Origin of the sequence: Gracilibacillus halotolerans, assembly GCF_014206945.1 — a bacterium.
In the GTDB taxonomy this organism is placed as follows: Bacteria; Bacillota; Bacilli; order Bacillales; family Amphibacillaceae; genus Gracilibacillus; species Gracilibacillus halotolerans.
The window spans coordinates 72,421-93,103 of the sequence record NZ_JACHON010000005.1 but is presented as its reverse complement, the minus strand read 5'-3'; the positions used below and the strand labels follow the sequence as shown (position 1 = coordinate 93,103).

At 37.1% G+C, this 20,683-nt stretch carries 13 protein-coding genes; 10 read left to right on the top strand and 3 right to left on the bottom strand.

The genetic code is table 11. The features are described from left to right. Window positions 1-82 precede the first annotated feature (82 nt). Window positions 83-1,228: a response regulator gene (locus GGQ92_RS08075; protein ID WP_184246880.1), complete on the top strand. Its 1,146-nt coding sequence runs from the start codon at window positions 83-85 to the stop codon at window positions 1,226-1,228. Between the two features lie 187 nt (window positions 1,229-1,415). Here GGQ92_RS08075 and GGQ92_RS08070 read toward each other — a convergent pair whose 3' ends face one another. After that, on the bottom strand, window positions 1,416-4,538 hold the full coding sequence (locus tag GGQ92_RS08070) for a hybrid sensor histidine kinase/response regulator (protein ID WP_246384219.1): 3,123 nt from the start codon (window positions 4,536-4,538) through the stop codon (window positions 1,416-1,418). Window positions 4,539-4,715: 177 nt separating this feature from the next. After that, the gene (locus tag GGQ92_RS08065; RefSeq protein ID WP_184246874.1) at window positions 4,716-5,351 is read right to left on the bottom strand and encodes a hypothetical protein; all 636 of its coding nucleotides are present in this window, start codon (window positions 5,349-5,351) and stop codon (window positions 4,716-4,718) included. A gap of 310 nt (window positions 5,352-5,661) precedes the next feature. Here GGQ92_RS08065 and GGQ92_RS08060 point away from each other — a divergent pair, with 310 nt between their 5' ends. From GGQ92_RS08060 to GGQ92_RS08050, 3 genes are all read left to right on the top strand, one after another. After that, window positions 5,662-7,116, top strand: coding sequence for an OmpA family protein (locus tag GGQ92_RS08060; RefSeq protein WP_184246871.1), 1,455 nt, complete (start codon window positions 5,662-5,664; stop codon window positions 7,114-7,116). A gap of 275 nt (window positions 7,117-7,391) precedes the next feature. Beyond that, window positions 7,392-9,635: an endo-1,4-beta-xylanase gene (locus tag GGQ92_RS08055; RefSeq protein ID WP_184246868.1), complete on the top strand. Its 2,244-nt coding sequence runs from the start codon at window positions 7,392-7,394 to the stop codon at window positions 9,633-9,635. 408 nt (window positions 9,636-10,043) lie between these two features. Next, window positions 10,044-10,547, top strand: a complete 504-nt coding sequence (locus tag GGQ92_RS08050) for a sigma-70 family RNA polymerase sigma factor (protein ID WP_184246865.1) — start codon at window positions 10,044-10,046, stop codon at window positions 10,545-10,547. A 21-nt stretch (window positions 10,548-10,568) separates the two neighbouring features. Here the strand turns inward: GGQ92_RS08050 and GGQ92_RS08045 are convergent, their stop codons facing one another. Further along, a complete protein-coding gene (locus GGQ92_RS08045) occupies window positions 10,569-12,599 on the bottom strand; it encodes a bifunctional diguanylate cyclase/phosphodiesterase (protein WP_343068792.1) in 2,031 nt (676 codons plus the stop codon). Window positions 12,600-12,896: 297 nt separating this feature from the next. On the opposite strand from GGQ92_RS08045, the gene GGQ92_RS08040 reads away from it, so the two are divergent. The 6 genes from GGQ92_RS08040 (at window position 12,897) to GGQ92_RS08015 (ending at window position 20,670) form a co-directional block, all read left to right on the top strand. After that, the gene (locus GGQ92_RS08040) at window positions 12,897-15,464 is read left to right on the top strand and encodes a CFI-box-CTERM domain-containing protein (protein ID WP_184246862.1); all 2,568 of its coding nucleotides are present in this window, start codon (window positions 12,897-12,899) and stop codon (window positions 15,462-15,464) included. A 4-nt stretch (window positions 15,465-15,468) separates the two neighbouring features. After that, window positions 15,469-16,236: a vWA domain-containing protein gene (locus tag GGQ92_RS08035; protein WP_184246859.1), complete on the top strand. Its 768-nt coding sequence runs from the start codon at window positions 15,469-15,471 to the stop codon at window positions 16,234-16,236. Between the two features lies 1 nt (window position 16,237). Further along, the gene (locus GGQ92_RS08030; RefSeq protein WP_184246856.1) at window positions 16,238-17,224 is read left to right on the top strand and encodes a protein phosphatase 2C domain-containing protein; all 987 of its coding nucleotides are present in this window, start codon (window positions 16,238-16,240) and stop codon (window positions 17,222-17,224) included. Between the two features lie 38 nt (window positions 17,225-17,262). Further along, on the top strand, window positions 17,263-17,934 hold the full coding sequence (locus tag GGQ92_RS08025) for a hypothetical protein (protein ID WP_184246853.1): 672 nt from the start codon (window positions 17,263-17,265) through the stop codon (window positions 17,932-17,934). Window positions 17,935-19,113: 1,179 nt separating this feature from the next. Then, window positions 19,114-19,791: a FadR/GntR family transcriptional regulator gene (locus GGQ92_RS08020; protein ID WP_184246850.1), complete on the top strand. Its 678-nt coding sequence runs from the start codon at window positions 19,114-19,116 to the stop codon at window positions 19,789-19,791. A 36-nt stretch (window positions 19,792-19,827) separates the two neighbouring features. Beyond that, complete coding sequence (locus tag GGQ92_RS08015; protein ID WP_184246847.1) at window positions 19,828-20,670, top strand: transketolase; 843 nt, start codon at window positions 19,828-19,830, stop codon at window positions 20,668-20,670. Window positions 20,671-20,683 lie beyond the last annotated feature (13 nt).

The window sequence follows — 20,683 nt, the reverse complement described above, 5'->3', positions numbered from 1 at the left end:
TAAATAATAGATATATAGTCAAGGGGAAATTCTTATCTACTACTTTTATTAATAATTTCAGGAAAGGAACATGGGGATGTCTTTGAAAGCTATACTGATTGATGATGAGAAGCTAGCGTTAGATTTTTTAGAGCATCAAATTAATCGAATTTCTTCAATTGAAGTTGTTGGTAAGTTCAGTAATCCGTGGAAAGCATTCGACTACATAGATGAGAAAAACGTAGAGGTTGTTTTTTTGGATATTCACATTCCAGAAATAAATGGAATCGAATTAGCAGAAAAGATATTAGAAAGGAATCCACGATTACATATTGTCTTTGTTACAGGACATGATGATTATGCTATTCAAGCGTTTGAACTGAATGCGCTAGATTATGTAATGAAGCCAGTGTCAGCTAAAAGGTTATCCAACACAATAGAGAGGATTACTGAGAAAGTTGCGTATGATACTCTCAGCCAGAAAAAACCGCTAGCGAAACAACTAAAAATGACTTTATTTCAAAGAGTAGCTATCCTCGATTCAAATAATCAATTAAGAAGTCCAAACTGGCGAACATCTAAGGTTGAACAATTATTCTATTACTTATTACATCGGCGCGGACAAGTTGTTGATAAAACGGAATTAATTGAACTGTTGTGGCCAGATTTCGATCTTAAAAAAGCTTTTTCTCAATTATATACCTCCATTTATCATATTAGAAAAACAATAGAGGACTATGATGGGCATTTTCTCCTATCAAATACTTCAATAGGTTATATGCTTACGCTAGAAGATGTATCCCTAGATGTTGAAGAGTTTGAGAATATCGTACGGAAAGATCAAGCTATTTCAAAAGATACTATTGAAGAATTTGAGTATGCGATTAGCCTATATAAAGGCGACTATTTGCAAGGCTATGATTACTTTTGGATAGAAAGTGAAAGACAACGTTTAGAACAGCTATGGATGAGAACGGTCTATTGGATACTAAATTATTACTACACGCAAAAACAATCTGATAAAATAATTGAGCTAGCGACAGAGATTATTCAACGGTTCCCATTAGAAGAGAAAGCGTATTTATTTTTAATGAAGGCCTATGCTAGAAGAAATCAAAAAGTGATGGTTGAACAAACCTATGCACAGATCACGGAACTGTTGCAAAAAGAATTGCAAGAGGAGCCACAACCAGAGATTACGTGTTGGTATGAAGACTGGAAGAAGAAAAATAAGGAATGGTCGACATAATGACCATTCCTTTTACATTTCTGATAGAATCGGATATTACGATGGCGGAATCTGATGTTCGGTGTTGGGAATCAGATGTTACGGGTGCAGAATCTGATGTTCGGCACTGTGAATCTGATGTTAAGTATGAAAATCCAATGTTGAGCGCTGTTATCCAATGTTTAATCAGAAAATCGAATGTTGCATTCTATTGTTGAACCTTTGAGAGTGGATAGGTTGCTTTTTTAATCGGGATTTGAAAAGAAACAGTGGTTCCTTCCCCTAATCTGCTTTGTACCGATAATCCATTACTATAAAGTTGTTTTAATCGACGATCAATATTTGGTAAACCAATTCCTTGTCGTTTGTTGGAAGAAGCTTCTCGTTTGAAAATATTCTCAACCTCTAGCTCCGTCATACCATTTCCATCGTCGATGATAGCAATTTCTATATCATTATTTTGCTGCTTTATTCGAATGCAAACCATTCCACCTTCTGTTTGCTGCATCACCCCATGTCTTATCGCATTTTCGACAAGTGGTTGTATAGAAAGGGGTGGTAAATAAAACTGATCATCGTAATCGATATCCCAATGTATATCCAGACGTTCGCCAAATCTAACCGATTCTATATGTAAATAAGAGCGAACAAGAGCTAGTTCTTGATCGAGAGGAATAACTGGATCCGCATTTCTAAAGTCAAAACTCAACCGTAAATAATTACTGAATTCCTCTAGTAAATCCTGCATTTTTGCTGGATCTTCTACGCCAAGAGCGGCGATGGAATTCAACGTATTATATAAGAAATGTGGCTGAATTTGAGATTGTAGCCAGGCACCTTCCATGCGTATACGTTCTTCAATAGATAATTTTAAATCGATTAATGCCCGAACTTTCGCTTTAAGCTCTTTTCCATCGACTGGTTTTTTTACGTAATCATTGGCACCTGACTGGAATCCAGCCAAAATATCAACCGAACGACTACGTGCAGTTAAGAGCAATACAGGGAGTTCAGAAATCGTATAATTTTTTCGTATAAGTTTAGTTAATTCATAACCGGAAATATGAGGCATCATCACATCTGAAATAACGAGATCGAATCGGTCCTTTTCAAGTAGTGAAAGAGCCTCAGTCGCATTGGTGACTGTTGTTATTTTATAGTTCTCCACTTCCAAAAGATGCAGAATCGCTTTTAAATTTATACTATCATCATCTACAACTAATATCTCCGGTTTAATGTTCCATGCCACGGTTTCTTCTTCTGTATTAGGTTTGCTTATATTTGGTGTAACATCCATTACTTTTTTAGATTCCTGTAGTACTGGATACGTCTCCCCAGCTTGTATCGAACTCTTTTTTGCTAGAGGCAGAGAAAATGTAAAACGACTACCTATTCCAATTCTGGACTGCACTTTAATTTTTCCACCGTGTAGTTCAACTAATTGTTTGCAAATGCTCAGACCTAAACCAAATCCCCCACTTGCTCTTACATCATTGGTGTGAGCTTGTTCGTAGGGATGAATAATTGTTTGCAAAACGTCTTCTTCAATTCCAACTCCTGTATCTTCTATATGAATGCACATTATGCCGTTTCGAGCTTCGGCGCGTACAGTGATGGTGCCTTCATCTGTATATTTGGCAGCATTGTGCAATAAATTGAATAAAATTTGCATCAATCTATTTTCGTCTGCATACACAGCTGGTAACGAATCTGGTAAGTCGATATTCAATTTGATAGGCTTACCATCCAGCATTAGTTTAATAATATCGGATATACCGTATGTTACAGATTGGATATTTACACTCGTTAGTTGTAACCGAATCCTATTTTCTTTTAGTCTGGATAGATCAAGTAAATCATCCAACATGAAAGACATATGGTTACTAATTTGAATGAGAATTTGTAATCGACTTCTATGCTCGTTACTAATTGGGTTTGACTTATCATCAAGAATCGATTGGGTCAAATTGTTTATCCCATACAAAGGATTCCTTAATTCATGAGATGTGTTAACGAGAAACGTATCTTTCCGCTTATCTTCAAGTAGCAATTTTTCAGCAAGTCGTTTTGTCTCGTCTGTTGCACGGAAGAAACGACGGAACCAAAAGGCAGCAAAAGCGAGTATTGCAAAAATTAGGTCAAATGGGTAATGAGTAATTTCAATAGAAAGTCGTCGTTGAATGAATGACCATAAAACATTCACCATCACACCTAAACAAGCAAGCAATAGAAAAATGACGTCTTCCTTTTCTAAAATTGCTTTACCTAGAATGTAAAGGGATAGAGTAATAGACAATATGAGCACAGTAGATAGTAATACAGGACTTGTATTTATGATGTATTGAAATGGTGATACTAGTACGAACAGAGCATAAAGTGCACAACCAATTGAAAAAATTTGCATTCGTCTTTTTCTAATATAGGTCGGAAATAGGCTGTTCATAACGTGCGGTAAAAAAGCTGCTACGCCTATATAAGAGAAGTACAGAATTTTTACTGACCATTCATGCTCAACCGTTAACCAAGAATATAATACTTTATCGTCTGTTACTAATACACTCACGATTGCACTGAGAATTAATAAAGAGAAAAAATACAAGACCTTCGATTTTGCGCCTAGGAAATATAAAATGATGGCGTAAATACTGTGAAATAATAGCACACCTGCAAGTAATAATTGTAATCCAATAATAAGGTTTGTTCGTTTCTCTACAGCTTTTTCCGTCCCGAATCGAACCGACCCTGTTATACCACCTTTTTTGTCATGACTTGAAACGTGTATCACCAAATCTATTTCATTACTAACTGGTGTAACAGTAGCAGAGTAGGGAACGTAGCGCGCATCATGTTCTTCTATATTTGTAGCAACTTGTCCCGAACTGGCAACCAGTTCACCATTCGCATAAATCGCAGAGGCGTTTCGAATTTCGTTGATACGCAGTTGAAAGTCACTGTCAATGTTAGAATCTAGTAGTATTTTTAATCGATATGTACCATAGCGAAATGTAGAATCACTATTGTCATCTGTAAAAGCATCCTGCCAAGATTTTTGTATAGCTAGATTTATTTTATCGTATGTATTTCCGTTGATTTCTTCGGGTGGTATAAGTGCAGAGGGATAAAACTCCCATTCACCATCTAATAGAAATGATTGTTTATCCGAGAAACTCATTCCTCGGAGGTCAAGAATTCCTTGTTGTGCTTCCGGATTTTCTTGATATTCAAATGTAGTTAGGAAATTCATCCATGTTAGCCGAATAGCTGTTACACTAATGAGAAAAATAAGAATGATTAATGTCCATTTCATGTTTTTAGATTGGAGTTTTTTCAATGTCATCAACCTTACATTTTATTTTTATATGAAATTATTAGTTGATGATTGTGAGAGTAGAAAGCAATTATAATTTCAATTATATACGTCTATTATATCGAATTTTAGAGTGTTTTTATTTATTATTTTGAGTAAATGTTTATGTTCTATGAAAACAACAGGATAGAAAAATGCATTTCAATCATCAATAAATTGTATTGTTTTTATCCAATCAAAAAAGTCTTGTTTGTTCAGTAAACTTTGACCTTGACAATTATTCTTCTGACACTCAGTAAAATAAATTAACTCAATGCCTCCAGCTACTTTTTTATTTTGAATGTATGCTACTTGATAACTAAAGCCACTACGTTCAAAACCTGTGTAATAAAAATTATATGTCTTTTCCTCGTATTTTTCTAAATCGTAGGGTTCACCTAACCTTCCTTGGAACCATCTTAAATGATTCTCAATATTATCCATTTTATTTTCTCTATTATAAGAAATAGTAAGATTAGCACCTGTTTGATCGGGATATTTGATACCGACATCTAGAAATTCAAAATAAGTTTTATTAATTGTATAACCAAACTTGTCAATTAGGCCTCCAGCAGGAAAATCCATCTTATATTTTCCGGTCTTTGATAAAAACGGATAATAACCTGGCTTAGTTTCTTCTACTGATTGTAAAAACTCTCTCGTAAACTCATCTTGAAATGCCCGTTCGTCAGGTAAATCCTTAGGATCCATTTCCGACGGTTTAACATCTTTCCCTATTTGGCAACCACTCAACATGGTAATCAGAAGCATCAATATAAGTGCAATTCCAGGTTTCATATTTTTAGCCTCCAAAAACTTCTCAATTACATACAACTCTTGAGTATAAATGGATATGTTAGGAAAATAAAGAGATAGAAGGAAGTTTGGCAGAAATGAATCTTATCACCCTATGAATATTGAAATATAGCTACCAAAAGTTCATTTTCCGTTTGGTATGTCGACAGGTCTCTTATCCTATTACAAGGAAGTTAGTACCATAATCTATAGAGTGAAAAGGTCTATTTTTCCAATTCCCCATTGTATTATTCGCTGTACATGCTACGATAATTAAGGATTTAATCAGGCAACGAAGGGTAGTGAAAGTACTTTGAGAAACCGTATGTTCTTATACACTTTTTGTTTATTATTGATTTTTTTAACCGCTTGCAATAAGGAAACAGAACAGCAAGCTGTAGAAACTGAGCAAGAAGAAAATGTAGTTGAAAATGAGCAACAAGACGAACAACAAGAGGAAGAAGAGAAGAATGAAGCGGAAGAAGAAATTTCTCCTTACATAACAATGGAAGGTATTATTACATTGCAAGAAGATTCTATAGATGTAGACGTTCAAACCAATCTACCAGAAGGAGTAGAGGTAAGGGTTGCAGCCTATTCCCATCCTTATGGTGGTTATATTGTTAGTCAATCAATCGAAAGTGAAAATGTAAAAGTTGGTGAAAATGGTGTGATTCAAGAATCGGTACCATTTGATCCTACCTTTTTTGAGTCCGATCAGAACGAGCCTGTTCAAATGCAGTTATTATTTCGACCAGAAAGCGTGACAGCACTTCATGAGAAAAGAGATGAAATAAGATCTACTTTCGGTGAGTATGGAGAACATTTGGAAGGTCCTTTTGTTATAGAAGAATTTATGGCATACCGAGATGAGCCACAATATCGAATACTAGCAGAGGACGTACAACCAGCTAGAGTTGGTCAGGAGTTCGTCATCCAAGAGAAAACGTATGGGGAACCTCCTACTGATCAAGGTGCAACAGATGTATGGATGGAAGCTGAAATAGCAGAAATCGATCATCGCTACGTTTATGTAGAAGGTAAAACAAACCTAATGGAAGGCTTACTATTATTCGGGAATATATATAGTGATGAGGAATCGTGGTTTGGTCAAAATACATTTTTATATTGTTCTGAAATCGAGAAAGATGGTACATTCATAATGCCAGTTGAATATACATCCTTAACAGATGAGGGGTACTTAGAGATCTATTCCATTGCTGGTGGGAATCATCGTCGGGGAAAACCTATTCTTGATACATATGGAGAAGAATTTGAAAATATTGCTGGGGATGTTGTGGAAAGACGCTATGAAGATCAGACAGAACAGATGATAAAATTAACAATTCCACTGAATCCTGAATATGAAGATACTCCAGAAAATGTAGATATTACTCGAGATGGGGATGAAGTAAAGCTTATTATGCCGGATGATATTTTATTTGAATTCGGTGAGAGTGAGCTAACAAGTGCTGGGAAGAGTTCTATTAAAGAGATAGCGGAATGGCTAGAAAGCAAAGAGTATAAAGGTATGATAAAAATATATGGACATACCGATAATGTTGGTGGAGATGAATTTAACCAGGGATTATCAGAGGATCGAGCGAATAATGTTTATAACTCACTGAGTTCTCATTTTTCAGACGAATCATTGTATGAATTTGAAATAGAAGGCTTTGGTAAACGTGAGCCAATTGCTACGAATGAAACGGATGAAGGAAGAGAACGAAACCGTCGGGTAGAGATATTAATTGAAGTAGAGGAATGATTAGAAGGGAGAAGCTGAAATAGTGGCTTCTCCTTTTTTAGACAGTATTAATTAAAAGTAGACGGAATTCGAGCATTTTGGCCCGTTGACTAGGAAAGAATCGAAAGATATAATGATTGCTAGTCACACCATTACTAACATACTAGTTATATAAGAATAAAAAATGTAAGCGTTTCACTTAATTGTAGGAGGTGATTTTTTGTAAGATGAATGACGCTTAGGTAAAAGATGTAAGCAGCTCATAATCAAATAAATAATTTGGAGGAAAAATTTTAATGTATAAAATACAAGTTGAGTTTAAAAAAGCTACTTTATTGTTTACCATAGTTCTTCTATTATTCTTACCTACATTTAATCATCCAATCATACTAGCAGACGAAGCTACCTCCAATGAATTACCTCCAACAGGACTAACATACGAACATTATCCAGCATTAAAAGATGTCTATAAAGATTACTTTTCTTTCGGTATTTTTGGAAGAGGGGAGATAGACGGTTTAATTTATAATTATGCTTCCTACACTCCAGGAAACGAGATGAAACCGGAGAATACGCAAAGAGAAAAAGGTATATTTACTTTTGACAGTGCAGACCAGGCTATGAAGACATATTCAGATAGAAATCCAGATATCCTTTTTTATGGACATACTTTAGCATGGCATTCACAAACACCAACTTGGATGTGGGACGCTCCTCCAGCAAGATATGGTCAGCCTGGTGAATTCGATAGAGAAGTTGCACTCGAGAATCTTCATACACATATTGAAAATGTGCTTGGCTATTATGGGAGCCAGATTCAAGGTGTTGATGTGGTTAATGAGGCAATAGGCAATGCTGATCCTAATGATTGGAGAGCTTCTTTAGCGAAAGGCGAAGGTTGGTATATGGCACTTGGTTGGGAATGGGTGGAACAAGCCTTCTTGAAAGCTGCCGAGGTCGTTGACAGTAACGGATGGGATGTTCAACTTATTTACAATGATTTTGGCCTCGATTCACCTAGCAAGGCACAAGTTGTCTATGAAATGGTAAAAGATATTAATGAGCGTTATGCAGGTGTTCGTCCAAATGGCAAGCCTCTGATTGAAGTAATTGGCATGCAAGGGCATTACAATTTGGCCACTGATGTAAAAAATGTGGAGGAAAATATAAAGTTATTTGCAACTTTGCCTGGGGTGAAGATTCATATAACAGAAATGGATATTGCATTACCACCAGGTGAATTGACCGTGGAAAATGAAAACAATCAAGGTATGAAATATGCTGAATTGTTCCAAGTTTATCGAAATTATGCAGCCGGTCCTGCGAATACTACGGATAATCCAAAGGTAATTGAAGCTGTTAAACTGGCGGGCGTGAGAGATGTAGAGACAGGTTGGAAGGGTGGCGAATTTGCCATGCCTTATGATTATGATGGAAATGCTAAAAAAGCGTTAATAGGTATTTTATATCCAGAAGAGTTTTTAGCTGAACATGATTATATGAATCCTGATGATGAGGAAGAAATAGCGCCAATCGATGGAGTTTATGTTTATGATACAAGTAAAGGCGATAGCTGGTCTGGAGCAAATATAATTTTAGGTAATGATGCCACAGAATGGCCATGGTCGACAGCAGGTGAAGAGGATACGGTAGCATTTATTCCTGAAAAAGATGCGACATACCGTCTAAGTTTTAACTACACAGCAAAAGGTACAACTTCTATTCGTGTCCGTTGGATTCATGATAATTCTAATGGTGGTTATACGTGTGCGGATGGAGCATTGGTGAATGATTTCCCGTATGCTGCTGATGAAGTCGCTACGCAAATTCCTGCTTATTTTAACAGTGGTATGGTGAATATGGGGAGTTATACGTTAACTAGTGAAATTACATTAGATGGTTCCGAACCTGCAGACGGGCTTATTGGTAATATTGCAATCCGTGGGGGTGGAGGTGGTAATGCCTTCTCAATTAATTGGATTAAGGTAGAGAAAGTTGGAGCGAACGGTGAGCCGGATGAACTTCTCGTAAATTGGCCGGAAGGAATGGAAAGTGAAGAGCCAATTGATGACGAGGAACCTGTAGAAGATGAAAATCCTATAGAGGGAGAAGACCCAGCAGAAGGCGAAGACCTAGCAGAAGGTGAAGATCCAGCAGAAGGAGAAGACCCAGCAGAAGGTGAAGACCCAGCAGAAGGTGAAGGTCCAGCAGAAGGTGAAGGTCCAGCAGAAGGCGAGAACCCAGCAGAAGGCGAAGGTCCAGCAGAAGGCGAGGATCCAGCAGAAGGTGAAGACCCAGCAGAAGGTGAAGACCCAGTAGAAGGAGAAGACCCAGCAGAAGGCGAAGACCCGGCAGAAGGTAAAAATTCGGCAGAAAATAAGGATACAACAGACGATGAAGTAGTGGCATCTGGCGACAAGATACTACCGAATACAGGGTCATTTATTGATGCAAGAAGTCTCCTATTTATCGGGCTTGCGTCACTATTAATAGGGTTAATTATTTTTACGAGAACTAGAATGAAAAATAGCAAATCATAAAAATATAACGGGATTACGTTCTTGATTGATAAGAATGTAATCCTTTTTTTATATAAGGGAGTAAATCTAATGTTGGGGTGTCAGAATCTAATGTTAAATGAGAAAATCAGTTGTTGAGGTGTGAGAATCTAATGTTAAATGAAAAAATCAGATATTCAGGTACTAGAATCTAATGTTAGACCAGCACAATCCAATATTGTCCCAATTAGATTGAAAAAAGTTTATCAAACTCTCAAGAAAGGTAAGAAAGTTAATTTTTCCCGTCAGAATTTTGAGTTTTCATGTGTAAATAGTTAAAAATCACACCCCCCTAAACAACTTCAGGCAAATGACATTTATTTTCTTTCTATATACGATAACAGTACCGCGGAATTCAAAGGGAAGACGTCTTCTCACCAGGAGACGAACATGGAGACATTTGAAGAAGTTGTTGATCAGTACAAGCCATACATTTATTACTTTATACGTAGATATGGTATACGAGATTTGGAGGGTGAATTTTTTCAATTAGGGATGATTGGTTTATGGCAAGCTTGGGAAAATTGGGATGAGGATCGTGCTTCTTTTTCTAGCTATGCTTATTTATGTGTACGACGTGAAATGCTACGCTTACTAGACTCAAATAGTAGAAGAATCGCTCAACAGCAAGCCTTTTTAGAAACAGTAAAGCGTGAAGATTTTGTCAGGAATGATGATTATGCTGTGGAAAATGAATGGTTACATACGATTCGAAAAATGTTAACAGAGAAACAATGGATATGGGTGAATGAATTTTTAATAGGCGGTTACAGTGCGCGAGAGATAGCGGAAAAGTATGGTGTTAGTGAGAATGCGGTGAAATGCTGGGGAAGAGATGCACGGAAGAAACTGAAAAAGAATTGGAACATCACAGAAGAATTGAATCATAGATAATAAAAAGGCAACCCAACGTTATTAAAGGGTTGCCTCATTTATTTCTGTTAGTTGTTTGCAGTGAAGCTGATACCATTCTTCTAGTTGTTCTTCGCTCATAGGTTTACCATAATAATAGCCCTGCATTAAATGACAACCTAAGTTATCGAGTAAGTCTGCTTGTTCCTGGCTCTCAATTCCTTCGGCAATCACATCTAATTCTAGGCTTTCGGATAATAAAATAATTGATTTAATGATTGCTTGTTTCGTTGGTTTTTCTAGATCATTTGTGAAAAGCCTGTCTAATTTCAATGTATCAATCGGAATAAGATCAAGTAATCCAATTGAGGAATATCCTGTTCCAAAGTCGTCCATGGATACTTTCACACCTAGTTTACGTATGTCTTCCAGTTGAGCAATTACATCATCAACGTCATGTAAAACCATTGACTCCGTAATTTCTAACTCAAGTAGACTGGAATCGAAATCGAGTCTTTCTAACATCTGCTCTATACGTTCTGGAAGATTATCTAGATGGAAAAGCTGCTTCGACAGATTAATAGAAGTAGGGTAAATTCTACCTTTTGCCTGCCATGATTTTGACAGTAGACACGCTTGCTCCATTACCCAGCGAGTGATTGGGATAATTGCTCCTGTTTCCTCTGCAAGCGGTATAAATTCACTTGGTGGAATGTTGCCTAGCTTAGGATGCTTCCAGCGAAGTAATGCTTCCAATCCATACAGGCTGTTTGATTTCATACACCATTTTGGTTGATAGAAAAGATATAGTTCGTCCTTATAAAGAGCGGTCTGTATATCTTTTTCTAATTCCATTTTACGCATTTCTTCTTTGTCCATTTCTTCATTGTACACACAGTAACGATTTTTTCCTTTGTTTTTTGCTTTGTACATCGCTGTATCGGCTGCCTTAAGAGGAGCGAAGTGCTGTTGATTTGCCTCGTTGTTACTTATTCCTATACTAGCTGTAATAAAAAATTCATTCTCGTCTATGTAAAAAGGCTTCCTCATTTGTTTAAGAATTTGTTCAGCTAGTTGAATAGCATCCTCTTCTTTACCATGTTCCTGTATTACGAGAAACTCATCTCCACCGATACGATAAACTTTCTGAGATTTCTTTATGAATGGTCGTAGGCGATGTGCAACTTCTTGTACGAGTTTATCACCTACATGATGCCCTAATGTATCATTAATCGCTTTGAATTGATCAAGGTCAATATATAATACTGCTATTTCTGAATGTTTCGGTTGTTTTTTAAAGAAACGATTCATTTCATTCCGGTTCTGTAATCCAGTCAAAATATCTTCATAAGCCATTCTCTCGAGGATTTGCCGGTCATAGTTTACGGCAATCCAAGTGATAAAAAATATAATAAAGGTGGAAATAGTAACGCCATATAATAGAAAGGAATCTACGGGAAAGCTTTGGTCGGTAATTTCAGACGTTAACCGAAATTTAGCGGCATTCATTCCAGTGTAATGCATACCACAAACTGCTAACCCCATCAACAGAGCCGACAACCATTTGGTCCAAGAAGAGGTAGTCTTATTACGAAAATATAGAAATAAAATTAAAGCGGCATAAGAAGCGATGAATGCAATGACGATAGATAGGATGAGTAAAAATTTATCGTAACTCACTTCTACGGGCATAATCATTGCTTCCATACCGATGTAATGCATCGCAATAATCCCACTCGCCATGAAAAATCCGCCAACGATAATGGAATACCTATTCGTTTTTCTAGGTAACGTTACCAAAAATGCAATAAAGGATGCGCCAATACTAGCAAGTAGAGACGCGAAGGTAAGCCACGCATTATAATCCATCGGTGCATCGATATGAAACGCGAGCATTCCGATAAAATGCATCGACCAAACTCCACTTCCCATTACAACAGAACCAGCAAGTATCCAGAAGTATTTATTGTTTCCATATGTAAAAGAAATCCTGGATGCCATATTTAATGCGATATATGAGGCCAAGACGGCGATAACAAAAGAGAGTGCTACAATATAATAATTATAACTTCCTTCTAGATACAATGTTTTCACTTCCGCTTTCCTATTGGAGTAGATGTAATTTGTGATACTAATACTTTTGATTCATTACTATAACTATATCCTCGATTGAACCTAGTGTAAAGTACCTAATCGAAATATTACTAATGAGAATATTAGGAAATCAATAGAGTGAGAGATTGTGCTTTTATGTCGAAAAACGTATTTTTCTCCCTACATAACGGATGGATTATGGTATTATAAAAGGTATTAAGTCTTAATGCTTGGTTTCTTATACCTATATACAAACCAAACAGGGTTATTTCAATCAGTAAATAAGGGGATGCTTGAATGAGTCTTACGGTACAATATCTTGCGGAACAGCTTAACCTTCCCTTGGATCAGTTAATACATCAACTAAACCGTGCCGGTATCCAGAAAGAATGGAAGTCTGATACGGAATTGTCGGAAGAGGAGTTAACGCAGTTTCAGCATGCGATGCAAACAAAGAAAGCGACAACACCGAAAGAAGAGCACGTTAAAAAAGAGCAATACGAAGAAGAATTGAACGAAAAAGATAAAAAGTCACTCGAATATATGGATTTTGTTATCCGTCAAAGTGAAGTAATTTTTATTGATACTAGTGCATTACTTCAACCAAGTAGTGAAGCGTTTTTAAAACGTCTTAACTTTTATTTAGAGAAACATACTAAGAAACTCATTTTACCGTATCGTGTGTATGAAGAGTTGAATAAGCATTATAACAATAAGAAAAATCCAGATTTAGCGAAGCTGGCAGAGAAGGCGCTAAAGTATTTAGTCAAATTACAGAGAAATAGTTATCTTGATATTTTTGGTGATAAATCATTAGATAATTTTGCAGATAATGTGTTTACGATGCAAATTACCAGATTAAGAGTGACACATGCAGTCCTTCTGATTACAAATGATATAAATCTTGGACAGGATATTTTACAATTGAATGAATCTAAGTCGGTACGAGGCAAAAGAGCATTCGTTCAAAAAGTTGATCGCTTTGGATTTTTTCAAAGAGTGAGAGCGGAAGGAGAAACCGTTCCAAATCAACAGCCACCTCAACATCACGAAAAGAAAGATACATATAAAGTAGATAAATTTAAGTTAGCAACAGAAATCACTGCGGTGTCGAATCAGTCGATGCGTGTAACAAAGGTAGCCGAAGAGGGAAACTATGTTCGAACAGGCAGCAACGAGAGGGTACATCTTCGGAAAGAGCTAGGCAGTGGCGGAGAAGGAAATGTTTATGCGACAGATGATCAACAAGTAGTCGCGAAAATTTATAAAAAAGAAAAAGTAACGGTAGAGAAATATGAAAAATTGAAATTGATGGTTAGCAAACCAATTCGAAAAGAAGGAATTTGTTACCCAATTGACATTCTTTATAATGAAAATGATGAGTTTATTGGCTACACAATGCCGAAAGCTGCTGGGAAAGAACTGAAGCACTTTTTATTTATTCCGAAAAAAGTCTTTGAAAATCGACATCCGAATTGGACGAGGAAAGACCTTGTTAAGCTGAGTTTAACTATTTTGGACAAGGTTGATTACTTACATAAGAGAAATATTATTCTAGGGGATATCAATCCATTTAATATATTAGTAGTTTCTCCAGAAGAGGTCTATTTAGTAGACGTGGATAGTTATCAGGTAGAAGGGTTTCCTTGCCCAGTTGGAACGGATAACTACACGGCTCCGGAAATACAAGGAAAAAATTTTCCGCAATTTCTACGAACGTTTGGTAACGAATATTTTGCGGTGGCGACGTTGCTGTTCAGTATTCTCTTCCTTGGTAAGTCACCTTACAGTCAAACAGGTGGAGAAACGAATGCAGATAATATTAAGTCGATGGATTTTCCGTATACATATGGTCAGGAAGAACGAGCAGAAAACACACCGAAGGGACAATGGCGTTATATTTGGAGTAATTTACCTTATAAAGTGAAGGAAGCCTTTTATCAGACATTCCAAAAAGGACAACCACATGCTACCGAAGCGAAACGTCTAAGTACAGCGGATTGGATACAGGTAATGAATCGTTATTATCGAGATCTTGATTCTGGGCGATTGATTAAACAAGATGAGATAGCGAATGATATTTTTCCGAGCCGGTTTAAGATGATTGGTGAGTCGAAAAAGAGTTTGCAAGACTGTTCTATTTGTGGGCAAAGTCACCAAAAGTGGCAGTTAACGAAGGGGATTTGTCGCAGTTGTCTTTATAAAGGTGAGGAATATGGGTGTACCCGATGTGGAAAGGAAATGATCTTTACAAACTTTGAAAAGCATGTGAAAAACATGAAGAAAGGTTTTGAGCATTGTAAAGATTGTAACGCTCATTACAATAGTACGTTTAAACATATTCACTGTAACGATTGTGGTACGCATTTTTCGCTTACATATCGTGACAAGGAGTTTTATGATAAGCGTGGCTATAATTATCCGAAACGTTGCTTGGATTGTCGCCGTTCCAATAAACAGACAACACATACAACAACACAACGTACGCGTGATTACACGCATACGGAAACACCTCCTCGTAAGGAGAAAAGTAGCCGTTGGTGTTTCTTATCAACGGTAGCTTGTGAATATTACGGTTTACCAGACGATTGCTATGAGCTGGAAACGTTGAGAGTTTACCGAGACAATTGGTTACGAGCGGAAGTAGATGGTGTGCCGTTGATTGAACAATATTATGAAGAAGCACCGGCAATCGTATCGTTTATTAAACAAAGTGAACGATATGGAGAGATTTGCGAAACAATGATGCACCAATATATTCAACCTTGTATTGAGTTCATTGAAAACAAAGAGTATGAACAATGCAAGCATCTCTATATAGAAATGTTTAACGATTTAAAACAACAGACGATTCAGGGGGAATAATAGTATGGAAAAAAATCAATTAATGCGTATGGAAGATTTACTAGATAATCCAACACCGAGAATTCCGATTTGCCTTTGTTTAGATACGAGCTCATCAATGCTTCGAATTGTTGGTGGTGAGACGGTAAATACAGGACGTACTGTGTTTCAAGATGGAAAGGAATGGAACATAGTAGAGGGAGGGATTACTGCCCTTAATGAATTACAGGACGGGGTAAACCATTTTTACGAAGCGATTGCGGATGATGAGGTTGCTCGCTATGGTGCAGAAATTTGTGTCGTTACGTTTGATAGTAGTGCAAAAACTTTAGTAGATTATTCGACGATTGATATTCAGCCAGATCCGCCGAAGCTGAAGGCGGATGGTACGACTTCCATGGGGGAAGGGGTAAATCTAGCGTTAGATTTGTTAGAAGAACGTAAAAATGAATATCGAGAAGCGGGTGTAGATTACTATCAGCCGTGGCTTGTTCTGATGACAGACGGGGAACCAAATGGAGCAGAAAGCGAATTGCGTCGCGCGATAAATCGTACGAATGAGTTAATTAATAATCGTAAGCTTACCATTTTTCCAATTGGGATTGGACCAGAAGCAGATATGGATGTATTGTCGAAGTTTTCACCAAAACGTGCGCCGCTACGTCTTAAAGGAATGAATTTTAAAGAATTCTTCGAATGGTTAAGTCAGTCTGTAAGTACGGTGTCCGACTCGATGCCAGGAGAAACAATCAAGCTAGATGTTGATGGAATTAAGAGCTGGGGAGAAATCTAGGATGGAACAAATGTGGAGTATTATAGGGACAGCAGTCCAAGGTCGAGGGCATGAAAAGAAAAATATCCCCGTACAGGACAAAGTTTATAGTAAGCAAGGAGAAGTGACTGTCATTGCACTGGCCGATGGTGCAGGCAGTGCTTCTCATTCTCATTATGGTGCAGAACGAGTAGTAGAAACGATATGTATTTTGTTAGACGATTCGTTTGATGACATTTTTGAAATGGCGGATGTAACAGAAGCTCAGCAAATGGTGATGGATACTATCTTGAATGAGCTTCAACAGCTTGCGGAGGCGGAACAGGAACCTATTAAAGCTTTTGCCTCGACAATGTTGGCTGTGGCAGTGAAGAATAATCAAGCACTTATATTACATTTAGGCGATGGGGAAATTGGTGCAATCAAGGATGGTAAGGTAATCAGTGTTTCTTCTTCGGAGAATGGAGAATATGCGAATGCTACAATATTTACGACATCCCAGCATGCCTGGCGTCAGTTGAAGTTATTTAAGAGTAAGAATGCTTCTTCGTTTTCTGCGTTCTTCTTAATGTCGGACGGAACTGCGGAGAGTCTGTATTCGAAGGAAGGCAATTATTTTTCTCCAATTATTAGTAAGCTAGCAGAACAGACGTCTATTCATCTAGAAAACGTGTTAAATGGCTTATTAGAAGAGAGTTTTGAAAATACGGTAAAACAGAAAACACAAGATGACTGTTCCTTTGTCATGATGTCGGCAGTGAGTGAATCTCCCTCTTATCAAAAGATGACGGCGCAAGATAAAGAGTTATTAGCTCAATTTTTGCAAAGTCCGAAGCATTGCTCGATTAAGAAGTGGGATCGAATCATAGAGTTACTGGAAAAACCGTTAACGTTAGGACAGCTTGCGAAGGCAATGCGGGTGAAAAAGCCATACGTGAAAGCGAATTTGTGTGCGTTAATGGAAGCAGGGGTTATTACCTTTCAAAAAGGGAAATACCATTTGAATTAGGTATTGAATGTAAGAATTTAGGGGAATAGGGGATATCGATGAAGATAGTCCGTAAATATTTAACCAACCCGATTTTTAGAAGTTTGCGAGTGAGAGGGAAATTAGTAAAGCTTTCTTTAAAAGGGAACGACCTTTATTCATATAAAATCATTAGTCCTACGCTGGATTTAAAAGTGGGTAACGATAGAATTCGGTTAGAACTCTCTACTGACACAGGTAGAATTCAACAAGTCTTCTGTCAACTAGATGGGGAAGAGTTTACGTTTGAAAAGCTAGCCACTTTTGCAGACTTGATTGCTTTATTAGATTCACTATCGATAAAGAGTTATTGGAAGCAGCAAGAGACTGTGTTTTTACTGTACACGTTCCTTCGCTTCTGTATCTCTATAATAACCGTAGAGCGTATTCGGACGATTATACGAGAAGGAACACAAGAAGAATTTCAAGAACTGCTAGAGAAGCAGCTTAAATGCACTACACTTTTTGTTCATTTATTGGAGTCTTCACAAATTCGATTTTCTCCCTATGTAGTGAATGCCCGTGCCAAATCTCTTCTTCTATTAGGTCTTGATCCGAGGAAGAAATATGAGAAGAAGGATTTGAAAATGAGCGGAAGAGAGTGGTTGCGGCTCACCCATCCCGATACAGAACTAGGTAATGAGGAACTATTTAAGAGAGTGAATGAAGCAGTGACCTATTTGACTAAATAACGAAAGGTGTCGTCCTTACTGGGAACGACACCTTTCCTTTTAGGATTAGAAGATGAGGACGTAGGTTGGGGAAAGCGCGACGCTGGATAAAGAGGATTCACGGTCCATAGATGGTGCGCGACGGTAGATAGGAATGATTCACGGTCCATAGAAGGTGTGTGACGGTAGATAGGGGATTTTCACGGTTCATAGAAGGTGTGCGACGGTAGATAGGAGATTTTCACGGTCCATAGAAGGTGCGCGACGGTAGATATACCAGGTTTACTCGAGATAGAGGGTGCAAGACACGGGATATACCAGTTTCACTCCAGATAGAGACCACCTGACTCTCGATAGACTAGTTTCACTCCGGATAGGGACCACTTCACTCGAGATAGACCAATCTCACTCCAGATAGAGACCACCTGACTCGCGATAGGCCAATGTCACTCCAGATAGAGACCACTCGACTCGAGATAGACCAGTTTCACTCCAGATAGAGACCACTCGACTCGCGATAGACCAGTTTCACTCCAGATAGAGACCACTCGACTCGCGATAGACCTGCTTCACTCGAGTTAGACACCACTCCACGCTCGATCGGAATGATTCACTCGCGCTAGAAGGTGCACGACTCACGATAGACCAGTTTCACTCGCGATAGAAGGGAGATGATGGAAGAAAAATAAAAACTGGAGATTTTTTCAAATCTGATTATGTGAGAATCCCATGTTCCACCGCCAGAATCTAATCTTCACACCGCCATATTCAATTTACCATAATATGACATTAAATAGGATGATGCGCTATTGCATAAAATTATTTGACATCAAAGTATCTCTATGCACTTCTATGAAGGTGTTATTTCAAAATTTATAGTGTTGTTTTTAGGAGTATAAATAAATATTCTAAACTTGTCATACAACTAGGGTATTACTAATATATATAATATAAGGTAATTAGTACTCAGTATTAATTTTAATTTATATTTTTAACATTAATATATCTATCTTAAAAGCATGATAAAGCCATATGTATTAAGTGATTATCAACTGTATTAGATATTTAAATTTACCACTCTAAATAGTAATATTATAAAAAACTTATTTAAATACTTTTAAATGAATTCTAATAAATCGTTGACAACTTGTAAGACATGTTGTACTATCTGTTTAACAACTAATGTAGGTGATGTAACTAATGAATGAAGCTCTTGAAAAAAGGAAAGCTCTAAAAAAACAAATTATCGATCTTATTGTTGAATGTTTATCCAACGGAGAGAAATTACCATCTGAGAATGAATTAAAAGCAAGATTTGATGTCAGTAGACCGACCCTTCGTGAATTGTTGGCAGAATTTGAAACAAGTGGAATTATTGTTGCTGCTCAAGGAAAGGGTAGAACAGTGCAACTTCCGGATGTAAGCAGTTCCATAATGAATGGATGGAATATCTTATTACGTGCAAGACCGAATACATTATTAGAATTATTAGAGGTCAGAAGGGTTTTAGAAAAAGGATTCTTACCAAGTGTTATTCAGTCATTAAAACTAGAAGATTTACAAATGATGCGAGATCTAGTAAATCGTATGACAGAAAAGGCAAAAAACGATGAGGTTTTCAATGAAGAGGACCATTTATTTCATAGAACTTTATACTCTAGGACAAATAATATTTTACTAGATCAACTTCTCACAGCTTTTTGGGAATTGTTTGATGAAATGAGTGAATTTCATAGATCCACCAAATTATTAGAAGCTGCGGAACTACATAAAAAGCTGTATGAAACAATCGTCATACAAGATGTTGAAAAAGCAGAAGAATTACTTGATTTACATTTCAAAGATATAAGGTCACGTATATTGGACTTTATGTCTTGAAATATAAAAATAGAAAACTCTAAAGGAGGAAACAAAATGCAATCTGTCGAGACTCTCGAAAAAATTGCTAAAAGAATTAAAAGGGACATTATTCAACTAACTGCCGCAAATACTGGGCATCCAGGAGGTGCTATTGGAGCTGCAGAAATTTTTGCGGAATTATACTTTAGTCGACTCCGTCATAACCCCAAAAATCCAGATTGGGAAGATAGAGATAGATTCATCTTAAGTAATGGACATATTTGTTTGGCGCTATACTCTTCACTTGCTAGGACCGGTTACTTTGATGTAGAAGAATTACGTACTTTTCGTAAAATTAATTCGAGATTACAAGGACATCCGTCAAGAGAAGATTTGGTAGGTATCGAAACAGCATCTGGGCCTTTAGGACAAGGAGTTTCTATAGCTAATGGAATAGCAATGGCACAAAAATTAAAAAAGAGCGATGCAAATGTTTATTGTTTAGTAGGAGATGGGGAGTTGCAAGAGGGACAAATATGGGAAGCTCTTATGACATCCGCACATCATAAACTAGATAATGTCGCTTTAATAGTAAATTGGAATAATATTCAAATAGATGGTCATGTTAAAGATATTATGAACATTGAACCAATCGATGAAAAATTCAAATCATTTGGTTGGAACGTTATAAATATAGACGGTCATAATTTATCTGAAGTAAAGGAAGCTTTTGATCAATTTGAAAAAAATGAAGGATCTCCTACTGCGATTATAGCTAAAACAGTACTTGGAAATGGCATTTCCTATATGGAAAATAAAGCAGTATGGCATGGACAGGCGCCATCTAAAGAACAGGCATTTCAAGCATTACAAGAAATAGGAGAAACTGATTTTGGTAGTGATTTAATTTTAAATTAAATGAAAGCGTTTA

Excerpts from the sequence above, each read along its gene's own strand:
- GGQ92_RS08065 (WP_184246874.1), bottom strand. The coding sequence starts at position 5,351 with ATGAAACCTGGAATTGCACTTATATTGATGCTTCTGATTACCATGTTG.
- GGQ92_RS08055 (WP_184246868.1), top strand. The coding sequence starts at position 7,392 with ATGTATAAAATACAAGTTGAGTTTAAAAAAGCTACTTTATTGTTTACC.
- GGQ92_RS08050 (WP_184246865.1), top strand. The coding sequence starts at position 10,044 with ATGGAGACATTTGAAGAAGTTGTTGATCAGTACAAGCCATACATTTAT.
- GGQ92_RS08040 (WP_184246862.1), top strand. The coding sequence starts at position 12,897 with ATGAGTCTTACGGTACAATATCTTGCGGAACAGCTTAACCTTCCCTTG.
- GGQ92_RS08035 (WP_184246859.1), top strand. The coding sequence starts at position 15,469 with ATGGAAAAAAATCAATTAATGCGTATGGAAGATTTACTAGATAATCCA.
- GGQ92_RS08030 (WP_184246856.1), top strand. The coding sequence starts at position 16,238 with ATGGAACAAATGTGGAGTATTATAGGGACAGCAGTCCAAGGTCGAGGG.
- GGQ92_RS08025 (WP_184246853.1), top strand. The coding sequence starts at position 17,263 with ATGAAGATAGTCCGTAAATATTTAACCAACCCGATTTTTAGAAGTTTG.
- GGQ92_RS08020 (WP_184246850.1), top strand. The coding sequence starts at position 19,114 with ATGAATGAAGCTCTTGAAAAAAGGAAAGCTCTAAAAAAACAAATTATC.
- GGQ92_RS08015 (WP_184246847.1), top strand. The coding sequence starts at position 19,828 with ATGCAATCTGTCGAGACTCTCGAAAAAATTGCTAAAAGAATTAAAAGG.